This window comes from Fodinicola acaciae, assembly GCF_010993745.1.
In the GTDB taxonomy this organism is placed as follows: domain Bacteria; phylum Actinomycetota; class Actinomycetes; order Mycobacteriales; family HKI-0501; genus Fodinicola; species Fodinicola acaciae.
The window spans coordinates 158,369-175,569 of the sequence record NZ_WOTN01000003.1; the positions used below are offsets into that span (position 1 = coordinate 158,369).

The 17,201-nt window shown below is 68.7% G+C and carries 17 protein-coding genes; 1 reads left to right on the forward strand and 16 read right to left on the reverse strand.

Going from position 1 to position 17,201, the window contains the following annotated elements:
* Positions 1-58 precede the first annotated feature (58 nt).
* The gene (locus tag GNX95_RS27105; protein ID WP_222853980.1) at positions 59-1,081 is read right to left on the reverse strand and encodes an aminoglycoside phosphotransferase family protein; all 1,023 of its coding nucleotides are present in this window, start codon (positions 1,079-1,081) and stop codon (positions 59-61) included.
* Positions 1,078-2,223, reverse strand: a complete 1,146-nt coding sequence (gene ftsY, locus GNX95_RS27110; protein ID WP_163510425.1) for a signal recognition particle-docking protein FtsY — start codon at positions 2,221-2,223, stop codon at positions 1,078-1,080. The genes GNX95_RS27105 and ftsY overlap by 4 nt, the downstream gene beginning before the upstream one ends.
* 78 nt (positions 2,224-2,301) lie before the next feature.
* Here ftsY and GNX95_RS27115 point away from each other — a divergent pair, with 78 nt between their 5' ends.
* Complete coding sequence (locus GNX95_RS27115; protein WP_163510427.1) at positions 2,302-3,972, forward strand: alkaline phosphatase D family protein; 1,671 nt, start codon at positions 2,302-2,304, stop codon at positions 3,970-3,972.
* Here the strand turns inward: GNX95_RS27115 and GNX95_RS27120 are convergent.
* The 14 genes from GNX95_RS27120 to GNX95_RS27185 all read right to left on the reverse strand — a co-directional run bounded on the left by GNX95_RS27120 (position 3,969) and on the right by GNX95_RS27185 (position 17,164).
* Positions 3,969-4,373 (reverse strand): hypothetical protein, encoded by a 405-nt coding sequence (locus GNX95_RS27120; protein ID WP_163510428.1) that lies wholly within the window; start codon positions 4,371-4,373, stop codon positions 3,969-3,971. The two genes, GNX95_RS27115 and GNX95_RS27120, sit on opposite strands and share 4 nt — an antisense overlap.
* Positions 4,374-4,652: 279 nt before the next feature.
* Positions 4,653-8,228, reverse strand: coding sequence for a chromosome segregation protein SMC (gene smc / locus GNX95_RS27125; protein WP_163510430.1), 3,576 nt, complete (start codon positions 8,226-8,228; stop codon positions 4,653-4,655).
* Positions 8,229-8,382: 154 nt separating this feature from the next.
* On the reverse strand, positions 8,383-8,580 hold the full coding sequence (locus tag GNX95_RS27130; protein WP_246281773.1) for a hypothetical protein: 198 nt from the start codon (positions 8,578-8,580) through the stop codon (positions 8,383-8,385).
* A 194-nt stretch (positions 8,581-8,774) separates the two neighbouring features.
* Positions 8,775-9,059, reverse strand: coding sequence for an acylphosphatase (locus GNX95_RS27135; RefSeq protein WP_163510432.1), 285 nt, complete (start codon positions 9,057-9,059; stop codon positions 8,775-8,777).
* 68 nt (positions 9,060-9,127) lie between these two features.
* Positions 9,128-9,592 (reverse strand): SRPBCC family protein, encoded by a 465-nt coding sequence (locus GNX95_RS27140; protein ID WP_163510434.1) that lies wholly within the window; start codon positions 9,590-9,592, stop codon positions 9,128-9,130.
* Entirely contained in the window at positions 9,567-10,613 is a 1,047-nt protein-coding gene (locus GNX95_RS27145; RefSeq protein WP_163510436.1) for a bile acid:sodium symporter family protein, read from the reverse strand. Before GNX95_RS27145 ends, GNX95_RS27140 begins: the two co-directional genes overlap by 26 nt.
* The gene (gene mutM / locus GNX95_RS27150) at positions 10,580-11,455 is read right to left on the reverse strand and encodes a bifunctional DNA-formamidopyrimidine glycosylase/DNA-(apurinic or apyrimidinic site) lyase (protein WP_163510438.1); all 876 of its coding nucleotides are present in this window, start codon (positions 11,453-11,455) and stop codon (positions 10,580-10,582) included. The genes GNX95_RS27145 and mutM overlap by 34 nt, the downstream gene beginning before the upstream one ends.
* Before the next feature lie 84 nt (positions 11,456-11,539).
* Positions 11,540-12,346, reverse strand: coding sequence for a ribonuclease III (rnc, locus tag GNX95_RS27155; protein ID WP_163510440.1), 807 nt, complete (start codon positions 12,344-12,346; stop codon positions 11,540-11,542).
* A 14-nt stretch (positions 12,347-12,360) separates the two neighbouring features.
* Positions 12,361-12,534: a 50S ribosomal protein L32 gene (gene rpmF, locus GNX95_RS27160; protein ID WP_163510442.1), complete on the reverse strand. Its 174-nt coding sequence runs from the start codon at positions 12,532-12,534 to the stop codon at positions 12,361-12,363.
* A gap of 2 nt (positions 12,535-12,536) precedes the next feature.
* Positions 12,537-13,163: a YceD family protein gene (locus GNX95_RS27165; RefSeq protein ID WP_163510444.1), complete on the reverse strand. Its 627-nt coding sequence runs from the start codon at positions 13,161-13,163 to the stop codon at positions 12,537-12,539.
* A 168-nt stretch (positions 13,164-13,331) separates the two neighbouring features.
* Positions 13,332-13,979 (reverse strand): ATP synthase subunit B family protein, encoded by a 648-nt coding sequence (locus GNX95_RS27170; RefSeq protein ID WP_222853983.1) that lies wholly within the window; start codon positions 13,977-13,979, stop codon positions 13,332-13,334.
* 21 nt (positions 13,980-14,000) lie between these two features.
* Complete coding sequence (gene coaD, locus GNX95_RS27175; protein ID WP_163510446.1) at positions 14,001-14,483, reverse strand: pantetheine-phosphate adenylyltransferase; 483 nt, start codon at positions 14,481-14,483, stop codon at positions 14,001-14,003.
* Between the two features lie 11 nt (positions 14,484-14,494).
* On the reverse strand, positions 14,495-15,055 hold the full coding sequence (gene rsmD / locus GNX95_RS27180; RefSeq protein ID WP_163510447.1) for a 16S rRNA (guanine(966)-N(2))-methyltransferase RsmD: 561 nt from the start codon (positions 15,053-15,055) through the stop codon (positions 14,495-14,497).
* A gap of 786 nt (positions 15,056-15,841) precedes the next feature.
* On the reverse strand, positions 15,842-17,164 hold the full coding sequence (locus tag GNX95_RS27185; RefSeq protein WP_163510450.1) for a C1 family peptidase: 1,323 nt from the start codon (positions 17,162-17,164) through the stop codon (positions 15,842-15,844).
* Between the last annotated feature and the right edge of the window lie 37 nt (positions 17,165-17,201).

Consider the following 17,201-nt stretch of genomic DNA (forward strand, 5'->3'; position numbering starts at 1 on the left):
GCCTATGTTGCGGTATACGTTAAAAATGGAGGGAGGTCGTCCCTCCTTTTTTGTTGCGCTAGGCGCGCAGCGCGTGCTCCCAGTGTGCCCGCTCAGCGTCGAGAATCCGCAGGTCACGCATCGGCCGGCGAAGATGGCCGCGCTGCACGATGCGTACGAACGCCGGCTCACCGGCCGCCGCCATCCGCCGGATGCCCTCCACGTGATCGACGATCCGGCGGCGGATCACCCGCACCAGCCGCTCCCGGTCACGCGGCGTGAGGCCGTACGCGTCGGCGAACAGGCGCAGCCGCCGCGCCCGGTCGGGCTGCTTCCAGCCGAGCGTCGCCGAGTCGCGGTCGGAGAACAACGGGACCCAGGTCCACGCCGAGTACGCCACGTCGTAGATCCGCGCGCCGGGACTGGCCAGGTCGAAGTCGATCATCGCCAGGCTGCCGTCCGGCCGCCAGACCACGTTGTGCGGCGCCGCGTCGTGATGGCAGATCACCTCGGTGTCCGGCGGCGGTGGGCCGAACGACCGCCAGGTCGCGCCGGCCGGCGGCACGAAACCGCGCTGCGCGTCGTGGAAGAGCCGCAGCATGGTCGCGACCGTGGTCAGCGCCTCGTCGGTCGTCCAGTGCTCGGCCAGCGGATAGTCGCCGCACTCCCCCTCGACGAAGGAGAGCACCTCACGGCCCTTCTCGTCGATGCCGAGCGCGCGCGGGGCGCCGGTGTAGCCGACGGACTCCAGGTGCCGCAGCAACGCGTGCACGGCCGGCGTCCAGGGACCGGTGCTGCGGCGTACGGTGTCGCCGACCTTGACCACGGTCGAGACGTTGCCGCCGTGCAGCGGCGTCTCGTTTTCGTCGCGTTGCTGGGCCGGCGGCTGGCCGTACTGGTTGTGCGGCGGCGTCACCTGCTGCGCGATCGAGGTGTGCGGATGCTGGTAAGGCTGCGGTTGGTAGGGCTGGTAGGGCTGTTGCGGCGGATAGCCGGGCCATCGCTGGCCATTCTGTGGTGACTGGCTTTGGGGTGCCTGGTTCTGCGGCGACTGGTTGGGAGGCTGGTTGTAGCCCGCACCCGGCGGTGGCGGCTGGCTCACGCGGTCTCCCCCAGTAGGGCATCGACGAACTGCTCGGCGTCGAAGGGTGCCAGATCGTCCGGTCCTTCGCCAAGACCAACCAGTTTGACCGGAATGCCAAGCTCGCGCTGGACGGCGATCACGATGCCGCCCTTGGCGGTGCCATCCAGCTTGGTCAGCACCACCCCGGTCACGTCGACGACCTCGGTGAACACGCGTGCCTGCGCGAGGCCGTTCTGGCCGGTCGTGGCGTCGAGCACGAGCAGCGTCTCGTCCACGTCACCGTGCCGCGACACCACCCGCTTGACCTTGCCGAGCTCGTCCATCAGGCCGGTCTTGTTCTGCAGCCGGCCGGCGGTGTCGATCAGTACGGTGTCGACTTTGTCCTCGATGCCGCGTTTGACGGTGTCGAACGCCACCGACGCAGGGTCGGCGCCCTCCGGGCCGCGTACGACCTCGGCGCCGACCCGGGAGGCCCAGGTGGTGAGCTGGTCGGCGGCGGCCGCGCGGAAGGTGTCGGCAGCGCCGAGCAGCACGCTGCGGCCGTCGGCGACGAGTACGCGCGCGAGCTTGCCGCAGGTCGTCGTCTTGCCGGTGCCGTTGACGCCGACCATCAGCAGCACCGCCGGACGGTCGTCATGCGGCGCCGTGTGCAACGAACGGTCGACGTCCTTGCCGATCGCGTTGACCAGCTCCTCGGCCAGCAACGCGCGCAGCTCTCCGGTCTCGCGGGTGCCGAGCACGCGCGTACGCTCGCGCAGCCGCTCCACGATCTCGGAGGTCGCCTTGACACCGACGTCGGCGGTGAGCAGCGAGTCCTCGACCTCTTCCCAGGCATCGTCGTCGAGCCTGTCACGGGACAGCAGGCTGAGCAGGCCGCGGCCCAGCGTCGACTGCGAGCGAGCCAGCCGGGCGCGCAGCCGTACCAGCCGGCCGGCGGTCGGCTCCGGGACCTCGATGACCGGCTCTGGTGGCGCCTCGACCGCTGCCGGTGCCGGTCTCGTCGCTTCCGGCTCGGCGGTCGCCTCTGGTGTGCTCGTGTCCTCCAACTGCCGCTGAGCGTTGCGCCGCCGCAGCGCCGGCACGGCGTACGCGACACCGCCGGCCACCGCGGCCAGCACCACGATCGCGGCCACCACAATCGTGACGAGCACCCAATCCATGGCCGTAATCCTCCCAGATTGGAGCCACGGGGCTCGCCAAGGGCTCGGCCGGGTTGGCGCATGCGCTAGACATGGGGGATGCCGAACCTGCGCCTTGGACCCGTTCTTCGTTACGTGTCCAGCACGGAAGCGACCATTTGGGTGGAAACCGACGAGCCGTGCGAGGTGGACATTCTCTCGCATCGTGCGCGTACGGTGACGGTCGGCGGCCATCATTTCGCGCTGGTGTCGGTGGCGGATCTCACGCCCGGTTCGCGGACCGCGTACGAGGTGCGGCTGGACGGCGACCTCGCCTGGCCACTGGCCGAGTCGCCCTATCCGGCCAGCGTGATCCGCACGCCACTGCCGGAGCAGAAGCTGCGGTTCGCCTTCGGCTCCTGCCGGCACGCGACGCCGATGGCCTTCGGCGAGCAGAGCCCGCACGATCCGGACGCGCTGGACACGTACGCGCGGGATCTCGCCGCCGGCACGAAGACCTGGCCGGACGTGCTGATGCTGCTCGGCGACCAGGTCTACGCCGACGAGACCTCGCCGGACACCAAGGCCTTCATCGCGACGCGGCGCGACATCGAGCGGCCGCCTTATGGCGAGGTGGCCGATTTCGAGGAATACACGCGGCTTTACCTGGAGTCGTGGGGTGACCCGGACGTACGTTGGCTGCTGTCGACGGTGCCGAGCATGATGATCTTCGACGACCACGACGTACGCGACGACTGGAACACTTCCGAGTCCTGGCGCCGAAAGATGGCCGCGACCGACTGGTGGCACGGCCGGATCACCGGCGGGCTCGCGTCGTATTTTCTCTATCAACACCTGGGAAACCTGTCGCCGGCGCAGCTGGCCGCCGAGCCGACCTGGGCCGAGGCGCAGAAAATCAGCGCCGACGGCGCAGATGCCTGGGACCTGCTGGAAGGTTTCGCCGAGCGCGCCGACGCCGAGGCCGACGGCGGACCCGGCTATCAGTGGAGTTATCGCCGTGATTTCGGCCGTACGCGCGTGTTGGTGATCGACACGAGGTGTGGACGCGTACTGACCGACGGACACCGCTCGATGGTGAGTCCGCCAGAATGGGCCTGGATCAAGGAACAACTGGCCGGCGACTACGACCACCTGCTGATCGGCTCGTCGCTGCCCTGGTTGATGCCGCAGGCGATTCACGACATCGAGGCCACCAACGAGGCGATGGTCGCCGGCGTCTGGGGACCATCGTGGGCCGCCCGCGGTGAAAAGCTGCGACAGTTGGCCGACATGGAACACTGGGCCGCGATGCGCGAGTCTTTCGAGGCTTTCCTCGACCTCGTACGCGCCGTCGGCCGCGGCGACTACGGCCCACCGCCGGCGACAATTTGTGTGCTGTCAGGCGATGTTCATCACGCGTACGTGGCCGAGGCCGACATCGCCGGTGTTTCTTCGAAGGTCTATCAGCTGACCTGCTCGCCGGTGCACAACGACGTACCAGGATTCATGCGCGTCGGCTTCACCGCCGGCTGGTCCCGCTGGGCCGCGCGACTGACCCGGCTTTTCACTCTTGGCGCACGGATTCTGCGGCCGCGGCTGACCTGGCACAAGCTGGCCGGTCCATACTTTGGCAACATGCTTGCGGTTTTGGAGATCGACCGGCGTGCTTCCCGGATTACGCTGAACAAGTCGTACGCCGGCACCCGCGCCGCGCTGAAACCGGCGGCCGCCGTACCGTTGTCATGGCACAACAACCTGCCGCCAGCCAAGCCTCGCCGCGCCCGCCGCTAACCGGCCAGAGCCAGCACCCCGACCGCGAGCAGCCCGATGATCTTCGGGATTTCCAAGGCGATGTAGGCAAAATGCAGTCGTGACCGCGGCAGGTCCTCGCCGGCCAGCACGCGATCCGACCGGCGGTTGAGGCCTGGCCGTATGGCGATCAGCTGCACCAGCAAAACAACATCGATCGCGACGATCCCACCGACCAGCCGGGTGGCCGCGAACGCGGCGGCCAGCAGGACCAGCCCGAGGACCAGCTCGATCGCATTGAGCGCACGAAAAACCACCCGCCCGATGCCAAGCCCGATCGCCGTCGTCACGCCAGGCGCACGAAACTTCAGCGGCGCCTCGACGAACGAGATCCCCACCACCAGCCCAAACCACACGAAGCACACAGCCGCGACAACCGCCATAGCCCCTATTGTCCCTCCCCGTCTCGGCAGGTGACGGCACGGTCCACTATGCGACACCCGGCCGAGCCCGCCTCACCCGTATTGCCAGCCACACCAGTCACCGCCCGGGCCGCCACTCAATGTTCGCAAGGCCCCCATGCGTGCGTCAGACGCACGTAAGGAGGCCCTACTACCAAAACCCCAACGCACCAAACAGAAAACCCAACCACCCTCCACCGCAACAACCGCATGGCCACCATGCGTACATCCAGCGCACGCATGGTGGCCATGCGACCAAACCTACGAAACAGGCTCCGGCTCGCGGATGCGCTGGCTGATGACCTGCGTGATGCCGTCGCCGCGCATCGATACGCCGTAGAGCGCGTCAGCGATCTCCATCGTCCGCTTTTGGTGCGTGATGATCAGCAGCTGCGACGTGTCACGCAGTTGCTCGATCAGTGTCAACAGCCGACCGAGGTTCGTGTCGTCCAAAGCCGCCTCGACCTCGTCCAGCACGTAGAACGGCGAAGGCCGCGCGCGGAAGATCGCGACCAGCAGGGCCACCGCGGTCAGCGAACGCTCGCCGCCGGACAGCAGGGACAGCCGCTTGACCTTCTTGCCCGGCGGCCGCGCCTCGACCTCGATGCCGGTGAGCAGCATGTCGTCAGGATCGGTGAGGATCAGCCGCCCCTCGCCGCCGGGGAAGAGCGTACGGAAGACGACCTCGAACTCGGCCGCCACGTCGTTGTACGCCTCGGTGAAGACCTCCAGGATCCGCTCGTCCACGTCCTTGATGACGGTCTGCAGGTCCTTGCGGGTCTTCTTCAGGTCCTCCAGCTGTGTCGACAGGAACGTGTGACGCTCCTCCAGCGCGGCGAACTCCTCCAGCGCCAGCGGGTTGACCTTGCCGAGCAGCTGCAGGTCGCGCTCGGCCTTGGCGGCGCGTTTCTCCTGTACGGCGCGGTCGTACGGCTTCGGCTCCGGCGGCTCCTTGCCGTCGGCCTCGGCCTTGGCGAGCTCGGCGGCCGATGGTGGTACGAGCTGCTCGGGGCCGTATTCCTCCAGCAGCGTCTCGATCTCGATGCCGTGGTCCTCGGCGGCCTTGGTCTCGAGCGCGTCGATGCGCATGCGCTGTTCGGCGCGCGCCATCTCGTCCTTGTGTACGGCGTCGGTCAGTTTGTCCAGCTCCGAGGCCAGCTCACGCGTACGCGCGCGCAGGTTGACCAGCTCACCGTCGACGGCTGCTCGCCGGTCGTTGGCGGCGTCGCGTTCGGCGGAGGCGATCTCCAGCGACATCGCCACCTTCTCGGCGGCCTTTCGCGCGGCGACCGACACGGCCTTGGCGATCTGCGCGCCACGGATACGAGCGGCACGCGCGCGCTCGGCACGTTCGCGCGCGGCGCGCTCAGCGGCGGCGGCTCGTTCCAGCGAGTCGGCGCGACCGTGCAGCGCACGCACGCGTTCCTCGGCCGTACGCACCGCCAGCCGCGCGTCCATCTCACGCTGGCGCGCCAGCACGACCTCGGCGCTCAGCTCGTCCCGCTCGTCGGTCGACGGCTCGTCGTCGACCGGCGTGTCCTCGGCCGCGAACAGCCGCTCCTCCAGCGCGTTCAGCGCCTCCAGGTCCTGGTCGCGGGCCTCCTCGGCCTTGCGGCGAGCCGCCGTCAGCCGCTCGGCCTCACCGGTCGCCGACCGCGCCGCCGCGCCGAGCTGCGCCAGCTGCTCGGTGACCGCGTTGAGCCGCGCGTCGGACTCGTGCAGAGCCTGCAGGGTGGTCTCGACCTGCTCCTTCGCCGCCGCCGACGCGGCGGTCGCCGCCTCCAGCTCGGCGGCCAGCCGGCTGGCCTGCTCCTCGTATTCCTTGCGGTGGTGCTCGGCCTCGTCGACCGCCGCCTGCACCTCGATCAGGCTCGGCGCGGACGCCGAACCGCCGGCGGCCCAGTCGACACCGAGCTGGTCGCCTTCTGCCGTCACGGCGCGTACGGCCGGGTGATACGCGACCAGCGAGCGAGCCGCCGCCAGGTCCGGCACGAGCGCCACGCGATCCAACGCGCGTACGAGCGCACGCTGCAGATGCTCAGGAGCGCGGATCGCGTCGACCGCCCAGCGCGCACCGGCCGGCAGCGGCGGCCAGCTGTTGCGGTCGACCGGCGGACCGGAGCTGCCGATCAGGATGCCGGCCTGGCCGGCGTCCTCCTCGCGCAGCAGCTTCAGAGCCGTGATGGCGTCGTCGGCGGTGGCCGCGGCGACCGCGTCGGCGATCGGACCGAGCGCGGCGGCCAGCGCTGCCTCGGCGCCGGGCTCGACGGTCAGCAACGCGGCGACACTGCCGAGCAGTCCCGGCGCGCGCTCGCCGGCGGCCAGCAGCGCGGCGGCACCGTCCTTACGGCGCAGGCCGAGCGCCAGCGCCTCCTCGCGCGCCTTCCACTCGCTGGCCGACTTTTCCGCCGCACGCAACGCGTCTTTCAGCTCGTCGACACGTGCCTTGGCGGTCTGGTATTCCTCGCTGGCGGCCTCGTGCCGCTCGTCCAGGCCCAGCTCGCCCTCGTTGAGGCCCTCGATCTGCGCCTGCAGCGTGTCGAACTCGCTCTGCGCCTGCTGCGCGCGATCGACCGCCTGCGCGATGGTGGCCGACAGCCGCTCGATCTCGTCCGCCTTGGCGGACGTACGGCTGCGCGCCGCGTTGACCTGGCCGGTCAGCTTGGCCAGCCCCTCACGCCGATCTGCCACCGACCGTACGGCCGCGACCAGCGCTTTCTCCGCCTGCTGCAACCGGCTCTCGAACTCGCGGCGCGCCTCGATGGCGTCCTCAAGACGCTCGCTCTCGGTCTCCTGCAGTGCGGTGAGCTCGGCTTCTTCCTCGCGTACGGCGGCGGCCTCGCGTTCCAGCTGCTCCGGGTCGCGGCCGCTGCGCGTCTCCTCCGGCTCGCTGGACAGAAACCGTACGCGCTCGTCGGCCAGCTGCGCGGTGCCCCGGAACCGCTCGGCCAGCGACGACAGCTTGTACCAGGTCTCCTGCGCGCGAGCGAGCGCCGGCGCGAGGTCGGCGACCACCTTGTCCAGCTCGCCTTCGCGCTGCCGCGCCTCGCCGAGCTCGCTCTCCACGTACGTCCGCCGCTCCCGGATGGCCGCCTCGTCGGCGACCTCCTTCTCCAGCGTCGTACGCAGGCTGATGAAGTCGTCGGCGAGCAGTCGCAGCCGCGCGTCGCGCAGGTCGGCCTGCACGGTGGCGGCGCGGCGGGCCACCTCGGCCTGCTTGCCGAGTGGCTTGAGCTGGCGGCGCAGCTCGGCGGTGAGGTCGGTCAACCTGGTCAGGTTGGCGCTCATCGCCTCCAGCTTGCGGACCGCTTTTTCCTTGCGCTTGCGGTGTTTGAGCACGCCGGCGGCCTCTTCGATGAAGCCGCGGCGGTCCTCCGGCTTGGCCTGCAGGACCGAGTCGAGCTTTCCCTGGCCGATGATGACGTGCATCTCGCGGCCGATGCCGGAGTCGGACAGCAGCTCCTGCACGTCCAGCAGCCGGCACTTGTTGCCGTTGATCTCGTACTCGCTCTCGCCGGAGCGAAACATCCGGCGGGTGATCGAGACCTCGACGTACTCGATCGGCAGCGCGCCGTCGGCGTTGTCGATCGTCAACGTGACCTCGGCGCGGCCGAGCGGCGCCCGGCCGGCCGTGCCGGCGAAGATGACGTCCTCCATCTTGCCGCCGCGCAACGACTTGGCGCCCTGCTCCCCCATCACCCAGGCGAGCGCGTCCACCACGTTGGACTTCCCCGAGCCGTTCGGCCCGACGACACAGTTGATGCCGGGCTCGAACTTCAGGTGCGTCGCCGACGCGAAGGACTTGAACCCCTTCAGGGTAAGGCTCTTGAGGTGCACACCATCTCCGGATGTCGCAGTCGACTCAGCCGTTTAACCCGGACACTTTTCGCGATGACCGGGTGGACGGGGGATGAGAAGGCCGACGCCGTGTGAGTGGAGGTGCACCGGCGGGGGAAAGGGCCTGTCGCACAGGCCGCCTTGGAGGCGAAAGTTAGGTCAGGGCTGGTTCTTCCAGTCGGATCGCGTCCTCGGATACGGCTACCGCCGCGTGCAGCCGGTCGTTGTCGGCGCGCAGCCGAGCGACCTCGAACTCCAACGCACGTACCCGAGCGCGCAGCCGATGTACCTCATCGGTGAGACGCCGGTCTGGCGCCGTACCGACGTGGCCGAGCAGGGCCTTCGCCATCATGACTCCTCGTTGCAGCGCCAGCTGGTTGCGGGCGCAGACTTTTGAACCTCGGCAGTTGTACGTCACTCCAAGGCGGTCACCCCAGTGTCCGCCGGGTGGCACGACCGGTCAAGTTGGTCCCCCCACAGCCCGGTCGCACCTTGCTGACCAGCACAAACACTCTCCTAGGCACTTTCGCGCCCTCCCCGCGCCGGTCAGCGCTCCACAAATCCTACCGCCATCCCCCGGGCCGGTGACCAGCGCTCCACCACCGCGTCGACCCGGCCCGGCGTACGGCCGCTGTTGAGCGCCACCAACAGCCGCTCACAGTCCGTTTTATCCCCTTCGGCGACCACCTCGACGCGGCCGTCCCGAAGGTTTGACGCGTAACCCCGCAGGCCGAGTTCCAACGCGCGAGCACGCGTCCACCAACGAAAACCGACGCCCTGCACGTGACCGCGCACCCACGCGGTCAGCCGTACGACCTCCTGCTCCGCCACGCTCGCGACCTTATCGCCGGTCCGCTTAGGGGTGATCAGGAGATTGCTATGCGTGTCGCGTATAGCTGTCACGACTCGACGACCGACTTGAGGCGGTCGAGGGTGCGGCTGATGTTGCGCGTGTTCTCGGCCGTACGGTCGCGGACGCCGGTGACCGGGATGCTCGCGTATCGCAGCCACGCCGGCCGGCGGTCCCAGGTGCTCTCGGTGACCGTGCAGCCGTCGCCGGTCGCGACCAGGTCGAACTGCCAGCGCGCCACCGGCGTGCCCATGGTGATCACCTCGAACGCGAACCGCTTCCCCGGCTCGGCGTCGGTCACCCGGCTGACCGTCGACCAGCCACGCCGGCCGCGCCTGTTACGACCGCGAAACCGCGCGCCCACGGCCGCGGTGCCGCCGTCCAGCCACTCGCAGCTGACACATTCGGCCGAATACTCACCGGTCCGCGTCACGTCGCTGACCAGGTCGTACACCGCCTGCGGGGAGGCGCTGACGGTGACGGCGGCGCTAGCGGTGGGTGGGGTGGAAGGCATCGGTCTGCTCCTGTCCGGCGGCCTCGTCGGAGGACCCAGCCCACGCAGCGTACCGACGCGCGAGCACCGCGCAGGCCATCAGCTGGATCTGGTGGAAGAGCATCAGCGGCAGCACGATCAGGCCGACACCGTGCGCGGCGAACAGCACATTGGCCATCGGCAGACCGGTCGCCAGGCTCTTCTTCGAGCCACAGAACACGATCGTGATCCGGTCCTCGCGTGAAAACTTCAGCAGTTTCGCGGAGAAGTTGGTGATCGCGAGTACGAGCGCCAGCAGCACAACGTCCACGGCCAGCAGCGCGCCGAGCTGCCAGCCGGACAACCGCTGCCAGATGTGCGCCGCGACCCCGGCGCTGAACGCCGTGTAGACCACCAGCAGGATCGAGCCACGGTCGACCAGCATCAGGATTTTGTTGTGCTTCTGGACAAAGTCCGCGGTCCAGCGACGGGACAGCTGACCGATGACGAACGGTACGAGCAGCTGCAGAGCGATGTCCGGAATGGACGACGCGCTGAATCCGCCGCTCGCGGAAAGGAAAATCCCGACCAACAGCGGAGAAACGACCACACCGACCAGATTGGACAGTGACGCGCTGGTGATCGCCGCGGCCACATTGCCACCGGCGATCGAGGTGAACGCGATCGACGACTGCACGGTGGATGGCAGCACACACAGGAAAAGAACGCCGGCGTACAGCTGCGGGCTGAGCACCCCGGGCACCAACACCTGCGCGGCCATGCCGAGCAACGGGAAAAGCACGAACGTGGAGGCGAGTACGACCGAGTGCAGCCGCCAGTGTTTCAGGCCTTCCCACGCGGTCGCGGTCGACAACCGTGCGCCGTAAAGGAAAAACAACAGTCCAATCACGATGGTCGTCGCGTGGCTGGCGATCGTGGCGGCCAGGCCGGTCGCCGGCAGCACGGCGGCCACGCCGACGGTCGCCAGGATCGCCAGAATGAACGGGTCGACCAGCCGGGAAAGCCGTTTCACCAGCGCGCTCGCCGTGGCCTCGGTTGGCATTTCGGGCACGTGTAGCTCGACCTGTTCATGAACGGATCGCGGCGGATCGCGGTGCCACAACGCGGACACGGCAGGCCTTCCTGGCCGTACGCGTTGAGCGACCGGTCGAAATAGCCGCTGCTTCCGTTGATGTCGACGTACAGGCTGTCGAAGCTGGTGCCGCCTTCCCGCAGCGCTGCCTCCATGACATCGCGGACATGGACGACGATCGAGCGGATCGCCGGCGCCGTCATCGTCTCGGTCGGCCGCGCGTAATGCATTTTGGCGCGCCACAACGCCTCGTCGGCGTAGATGTTGCCGACGCCGGAGATCAGCGACTGGTCGAGCAGCGCACGCTTGAGTCCAGTGCGGCGGGCGCGAATGCCGGCGATGAAAAGCGACTCGGAGAACAGCTCTTCGAGCGGGTCCGGTGCGATGTGCTGCAGTGTCGCCGGCACGTCGGTGTCCGGATACAGGTCGTACGGCACGAGAGTGTCGACGAACATGCCGCCGAACGTCCGCTGGTCGACGAACCGCAGCTCGCGGCCGCCGTCGGTGAACGTCCAGCGGATCCGCAGGTGCGTCTCGTCCGGCGCGTCCGGCGGCTGCACGAGCAGCTGGCCGCTCATGCCGAGATGGCCGACGATCGCCTCACCGGAGTCCAGTGGCATCCACAGGTATTTCCCGCGTCGCCGCGCGGATAGCACCTTGCGACCGGCGACACGGTCGGCGAAGCCGGCGGCGCCACCGACCTCACGGCGTACGGCCCGCTGGTGCAGCACCTGCACGGCGTCGACCGTCCGGCCGGCGACCCACTGCTGCAACCCGGCGCGTACGGTCTCGACCTCGGGCAACTCTGGCACCGGAAAACCTTATCCAGGCCACACCGCCGCCGGTCAGCACGCACCGCGCGTATTTGCTCACACCCTTGCCGCGGTGCGGCGAAACTACGAGGTGGTGGCGGAGCCGTCGGCGATGGCCGGCACCGAGGCCGCGTCCGGCTGGCGGGAGCGCAGCAGCCGCCAGGCGGCTTCGGCGGCCTCCTGCTCGGCCTCCTTCTTGCTGTGGCCGGTGCCGCTGCCGACGTCCTCGCCGCTCACCACGGCGACCGCGGTGAACGTCTTGTCGTGGTCGGGCCCGGTGGCGGTCACCTTGTATTCCGGCACGCCGAGCGAGCTGTCCGCGGTCAGCTCCTGCAGGCTGGTCTTCCAGTCCAGGCCGGCGCCGCGCTCGGCGGCGTCCGAGATGACCTGGCCGAACAGCCGCTCGACCACCTCGAAGGCGGTCGGCATGCCGTACTGCTCGTAGACCGCGCCGATGACGGCTTCGAGCGTGTCGGCGAGGATGCTGGACTTGTCCCTGCCCCCGGTGGCCTCCTCGCCCTTGCCGAGGTAGACATGCGCACCCAGGCCGCCCGGCCCGAGCCTGCGGGCAACGGCGGCCAAGGCGCGCATGTTCACCACCGAGGCGCGCAGCTTCGCCAGCTGGCCCTCCGGCAGGTCGGGGTAGTCACGGTAGAGGCGGGTGGTCACCACCACGCCGAGCACCGAGTCGCCGAGAAACTCCAGCCGTTCGTTGGTCGGCAGGCCACCGTGCTCGTACGCGTACGAGCGATGGGTGAGCGCGCGTATCAACAGCTGCTCGCCGACCGGCACCCCGACCGCGTCGGTCAGGTCACTGGTCGGCGGACGCTGGTAGGTCTGCGCGGCGCGCTTTCCGGCTAACGGGGCATCTGATCCCTGGGCTACCGGCATAGGCTCTACGCCGGTCAGACCGCGATGACCTGGCGGCCGTTGTAGCGACCGCAGACGCTGCACGCGGTGTGCGGCAGCTTGGGGGAACGGCACTGCGGGCACGGCTGGGTCGCGACGGCCGTGGTCTTCCACTGCGATCGACGCGAACGGGTGTTGCTGCGCGACATCCGGCGCTTCGGGACGGCCACGGTCAGTTCTCCTTCTGGCGATGCGGCCGCGCGTCGCGACCCTGGTCTTCTGATCCTACGGTTGGCTCGGCCAGCGTCTGCAACGCCTGCCACCTCGGGTCGGCCTGCTGGTGGGCGTGACCGGCCGGCAGGTCGTCCAGCCGGCCGCCGCAGTCCGGGCACAGGCCGGCGCAGTCGGGCCGGCAGACCGGGTTGGCCGGCAGCGCCAGCACGATGGCCGTACGCACCGGCTCCTCGAGGTCGAGCGTGTCGTCGTGCAGCCGAGCGACCTCCTCCTCGTCGGTGGTCTCGGCCGTGGTGCTGGTGTCGAAGACGTACAGCTCCTGCAGGTCGACGACCAACTCGGTGTCGATCGGCTCCAGGCAGCGGCCGCACTCGCCGACCACCTGCGCGGTCACCGTGCCGGAGGCGTACACGCCCTCGCTGACCGCCTCCAGCCGCAGGTCGAGATCGAGCTCGGACCCCTCCGGCACGCGGATCATGTCCAGGCCGAGGTCGGCCGGCGCCGGCACCCGCAGCTGCGTCTCACGCATCTCGCCCGGCTGGCGGTCGAACTGGCGCACGCCGACGACGAACGGCGACCGGTGGTCGACGCCGGTCCGGCCGTGGCCAGTCCTGTTCTCGGGCATAGCGGTTTCTTGGCGGCTTCTCTGTGATTGGTGACAGCGCTGAGCGGCCCGCTGCATGCAGACCGAAGAAAGAGGCTACCTCAGCAACCCGTCCGCGTCGAAATCGGCCTCAAGGTCGCATGGCCACCATGCGTGCGTCCAGCGCACGCATGGTGGCCATGCGAGCTTTTAGAACGGCAGCGGGCCGGCGTCGTCGGAGGCCTCGTACGGACCGATCTCGGAGAGGGCCTTGAGCTTGTCGCGGCTGCGCTCGACGAAGGCCAGGTTGCGCTGCAGCGTCTGCTCGAAGTTGGCCAGCGCGGTGTCGATCAGCTGGTCGGTCTCCTCGCGGCGGCGCTGCGCGGAGGCCTTGGCCTCGGCGCGGATCCGGTTGGCCTCGTGCTGCGCCGCCACCGTGACCTCGGCGGTGGAGACCAGCCGCTGGTGCTCGGTGTGTCCCTCGGCGATGATCCGGTCGGCCTCGCGCTGGCCGGCCGCGACCAGCTTGTCGCGCTCCTCCAGCAGCGCCTGCGCGCGGCGGATCTCGGTCGGCAGCTCCACCCGCAGCTCGTCGAGCAGGCCGAGCAACTCGCCGCGGTTGATGATGCAGTTGGACGACATCGGAACGCCGCGCGCCTGCTCCACCATCGCGGTCAGCTCGTCGATGCGGTCCAGCGCCGCCTCGGTGCTGCCGCGCCGCTCCGGCTCGGCCGGCTCATAGCCGTACGGCTGCTGCTCGTAGGCCTGGTCGTACGGCAGCGGCCCGGTCGGCTGCTCGGCCACCGCCTCGCCACCGGCGAAGAACTGGTGCCGGCCGGTCTGGTCGGTCTCGCTCATGTCAGATCCCCCCTCGCCGGCTCAGCCGGACTGTCCGAACTGCTCGACGAGCCGCTTGCGCACCGCGTCCGGCACGTGCTCGGACACGTCGCCACCCCAGCGTGCCACGTCCTTGACCAGGCTGGAGGACAAGAAAGAGTGCACCGGGTTGGTCGGCATGAACAGCGTCTCGACACCGGCCAGCTCGTGGTTCATCTGCGCCATCTGCAGCTCGTAGTCGAAGTCGCTGACCGCGCGCAGGCCCTTCACCACCACCGGGATGTCCTTGGCCCGGCAGTAGTCGACCAGCAGGCCACGGAACGAGTCGACGACCACGTTGCCATAGGACGAGGTGACCTCACGCAGCAGCTCGATCCGTTCCTCGACCGGGAACAGGCCCTGCTTGCTCGCGTTCATCAGCACCGCGACCACGACCTCGTCGTAGAGCCGGCTGGCCCGGCCGATGATGTCGAGGTGACCGTTGGTGACCGGGTCGAACGAACCGGGACACACCGCACGCCGCACGCGTGACCTCCCTAACCTGGGACGGCCTGACCGTACCAAAGGGTGCACTCTCCGTACGCACGCTGGCGCACCGCGACGAGTGGATCAGGCCACATCCACGGCTCGTCCCGCGAGGAGCGTTCCACCACGATTGTCGCGTTTTGCCGCAGCCAGCCGTTTTCCCGCAGGTCAGTGAGCACCTTGCGCAGATCGTCGGCCGGCAGCGCGTACGGCGGGTCGGCGAAGACGACGTCGTACGCGCGCGGCGCATGGCTCGCCGCCAGCCGCTCGACGGCGGTCGCCTCGATGGTGACTTCGAGGCCGAGGCTGGCGGCGTTCTGACGCAGCGTGACCAACGCCGGTCTCGCGTTCTCGACCAGCGTGACCGCGAGCGCGCCGCGCGAGGCCGCCTCCAGGCCGATCGCTCCGGAGCCGGCGTAGAGGTCGAGGAAGCTGCAGTCGGCCAGGTCGACCAACGAGTTGAGGGTCGAGAAGAGGGCTTCGCGCGTGCGGTCGGCGGTCGGTCTGGTGTTACGGCCAGGTGGCACTTGTAGCCGGCGGCCACCGGCCACACCGGCCACGATTCTTGTCACGGGGGTGAGCCTAGGTGGTGCGGTCTTGGGCTTGGGGAGTGGCGCGGTGGGGCATGGGTGAGCTGTGGGCTGGCGGGGGCGGTGGCGGGGCAGTTGGCTGAGGCGGGGCAGTTTTGGTGCGTTGGGCAGGTAGTTGCGGCGTGGTTGCTGCATGGAGTGAGGGTGGTTGCATCTCCTGTTTCTCGCGTTGTGGAGGCGGTTGCGTCGTCCCTTGTTGCGTTGGATCGGTGGTGGATTCGCCCGTTTGTTGCGTCAGGGGGTGGTGGGTTTTTCGCCTGCGCGGCGGGCGCTCCTGCGCGGAGGACGACCTCAAGGGAGGGGCGCGTGGATGCCAATCGTGTGCATTGGGGGGTGCGGGCGGGCGTTTGTGGGCGGGGCTGGGTTTTCTGGGCCGACATTTTGGAAGCAACCCGTCGGTCTGGATGCCAGCGATTGCGCTGTAGCGCTAAATGTCTGTCTTGTCGGTTTGCGTTTGGTAATGGGGCCTCCTTACGTGCGTCTGACGCACGCATGGGGGCCTTGCGAACATCGAGTGGTGGCCGGAGTGGTGCTGGCGCGACTGCTGTGGCTGACAATGCAGGTGAGGCGGGCCGACTGCGTAATACTTGTTAAACAAGACATCAAACCGGGCATTGTTGCGAGCTGCCAATCACGGCAGCATCACTGGCCTCTTCAGTCGCATTCACCACACGACATTTAGCGCTACACACGCGCTCCTGGTCCATATACTGGATCTTCTCGCCACCTATCGGGACGCCGACGGCTCCTCGGCCGCGCAGGCGCCTTTTACCGAGCGAGAGCGCCCATCGGGTCCCAGGCTGGCAGGACGATCGGGTCGGTGTCGAGGGCGGCGGTCAGGTTGGCGGGCAGGGCCGAGCGGCGGGCGGCGATGACGAAGACGTATTCGCCGAACCAGGAGTCGTTCATGGTCCAGAAGCCGTCGTTGCCCTTGTCCTCGCCCCAGCTGTTCTCGACCCGCCACCGCCGCGGCGCGCCGTCGACCACGTCGACGCCGGTGAACAGCATCGCGTGGGTCATCTGGCTTTCGTGGTGCAGCAGCCGATCGGCTTTGCCGAGGCCGAAATCCGTATCATAGACGGATTCGTAATCGTAAAGCCGCACGTCCCACATGCCGAGCTCGGTGCTCATCTGCTGACCGACATCGCAACCGAACCAGACTGGCTCGCCGCCCACGAGGCTGTCCATCGCGAGCTTGCGCAGCACGTCGATCTCGGTATTCACATACACGACCGGCGGAGCCTCGACGATGTTTCCAAGGTATTGCACGGTAAACAGCCGCCCGGCGGGACTGGACGGTCGCGGGTCGTGCACCAGGCAGACATAGTCGTCCAGCGGCAGTTGGACGTACGTGTCGGCGAACTCCGCCGGCGTCAGCCAGCCGTCGCGGTGGAAGACCTTGTCGTCGTCCTTCCACTGCCACAGAAACGTCCGCGGCGGCGTGCCGAGGTGAATGCTCAGGACGCGGTGTACGACCTTGAGGATCTCTTCCTTGCGCTCGCGCCGCGCCGGCTCGTCCGGCAGCGCGCGCAGCGCGCGGGCACCTTCGCGCAACACCTTGCGCAGGATGCCGTTCATCGCGCCGGTCGCCGCGGCGCTGTCGGTCTCCGGCATGGCGACCTTGGGCACCAAGCCATATTTGCGGACCAGCGCGGCGAACATGTGCCACTGGCCGCCGTCGTCGATCGGCGACGACAGCAGGTGCGCCACCGTACGGTCGTCGACGTCGCGGTCGGCCGTCTCGATGATCGCCTCAAGGAAGTAGTTGGCGCGCTCCAGCTTGTCCCACCACTGGACGTACGCCTGGGAGAACTCGAAGTCCTTCACCCCGAGCTTGGCGGCCGCGCCGACCCGCAGCAGGTTGAGGCCGGCGAACATCCAGCAACGGCCGGACTTTCCCTGGTTGGTGACCTTCCAGTCGTCCAGCAGGTGCGACACCGAGCCGTCGATGCCGGTCACCACCCGCCGGTCCAGGGCGATGTCGGCGACCGCGGTCTGGGTCACCGCGTTCTGCATCAGCCGGTAGGCCGGCCTGGCCGCGAAATCCTTGTCGAAGAGTTCGAGGTGTTCGGTCCGCAGAGTGCGCTCCATGGTGAGGAACGCTATATCAGCGAACAAACTCCGCGTA

Coding starts and splice junctions, on each gene's coding strand:
- ftsY (WP_163510425.1), bottom strand. CDS start 2,223: ATGGATTGGGTGCTCGTCACGATTGTGGTGGCCGCGATCGTGGTGCTG.
- GNX95_RS27115 (WP_163510427.1), top strand. CDS start 2,302: ATGCCGAACCTGCGCCTTGGACCCGTTCTTCGTTACGTGTCCAGCACG.
- GNX95_RS27120 (WP_163510428.1), bottom strand. CDS start 4,373: ATGGCGGTTGTCGCGGCTGTGTGCTTCGTGTGGTTTGGGCTGGTGGTG.
- GNX95_RS27130 (WP_246281773.1), bottom strand. CDS start 8,580: ATGATGGCGAAGGCCCTGCTCGGCCACGTCGGTACGGCGCCAGACCGG.
- GNX95_RS27140 (WP_163510434.1), bottom strand. CDS start 9,592: ATGCCTTCCACCCCACCCACCGCTAGCGCCGCCGTCACCGTCAGCGCC.
- GNX95_RS27145 (WP_163510436.1), bottom strand. CDS start 10,613: ATGCCAACCGAGGCCACGGCGAGCGCGCTGGTGAAACGGCTTTCCCGG.
- rnc (WP_163510440.1), bottom strand. CDS start 12,346: ATGCCGGTAGCCCAGGGATCAGATGCCCCGTTAGCCGGAAAGCGCGCC.
- GNX95_RS27165 (WP_163510444.1), bottom strand. CDS start 13,163: ATGCCCGAGAACAGGACTGGCCACGGCCGGACCGGCGTCGACCACCGG.
- GNX95_RS27170 (WP_222853983.1), bottom strand. CDS start 13,979: ATGAGCGAGACCGACCAGACCGGCCGGCACCAGTTCTTCGCCGGTGGC.
- GNX95_RS27185 (WP_163510450.1), bottom strand. CDS start 17,164: ATGGAGCGCACTCTGCGGACCGAACACCTCGAACTCTTCGACAAGGAT.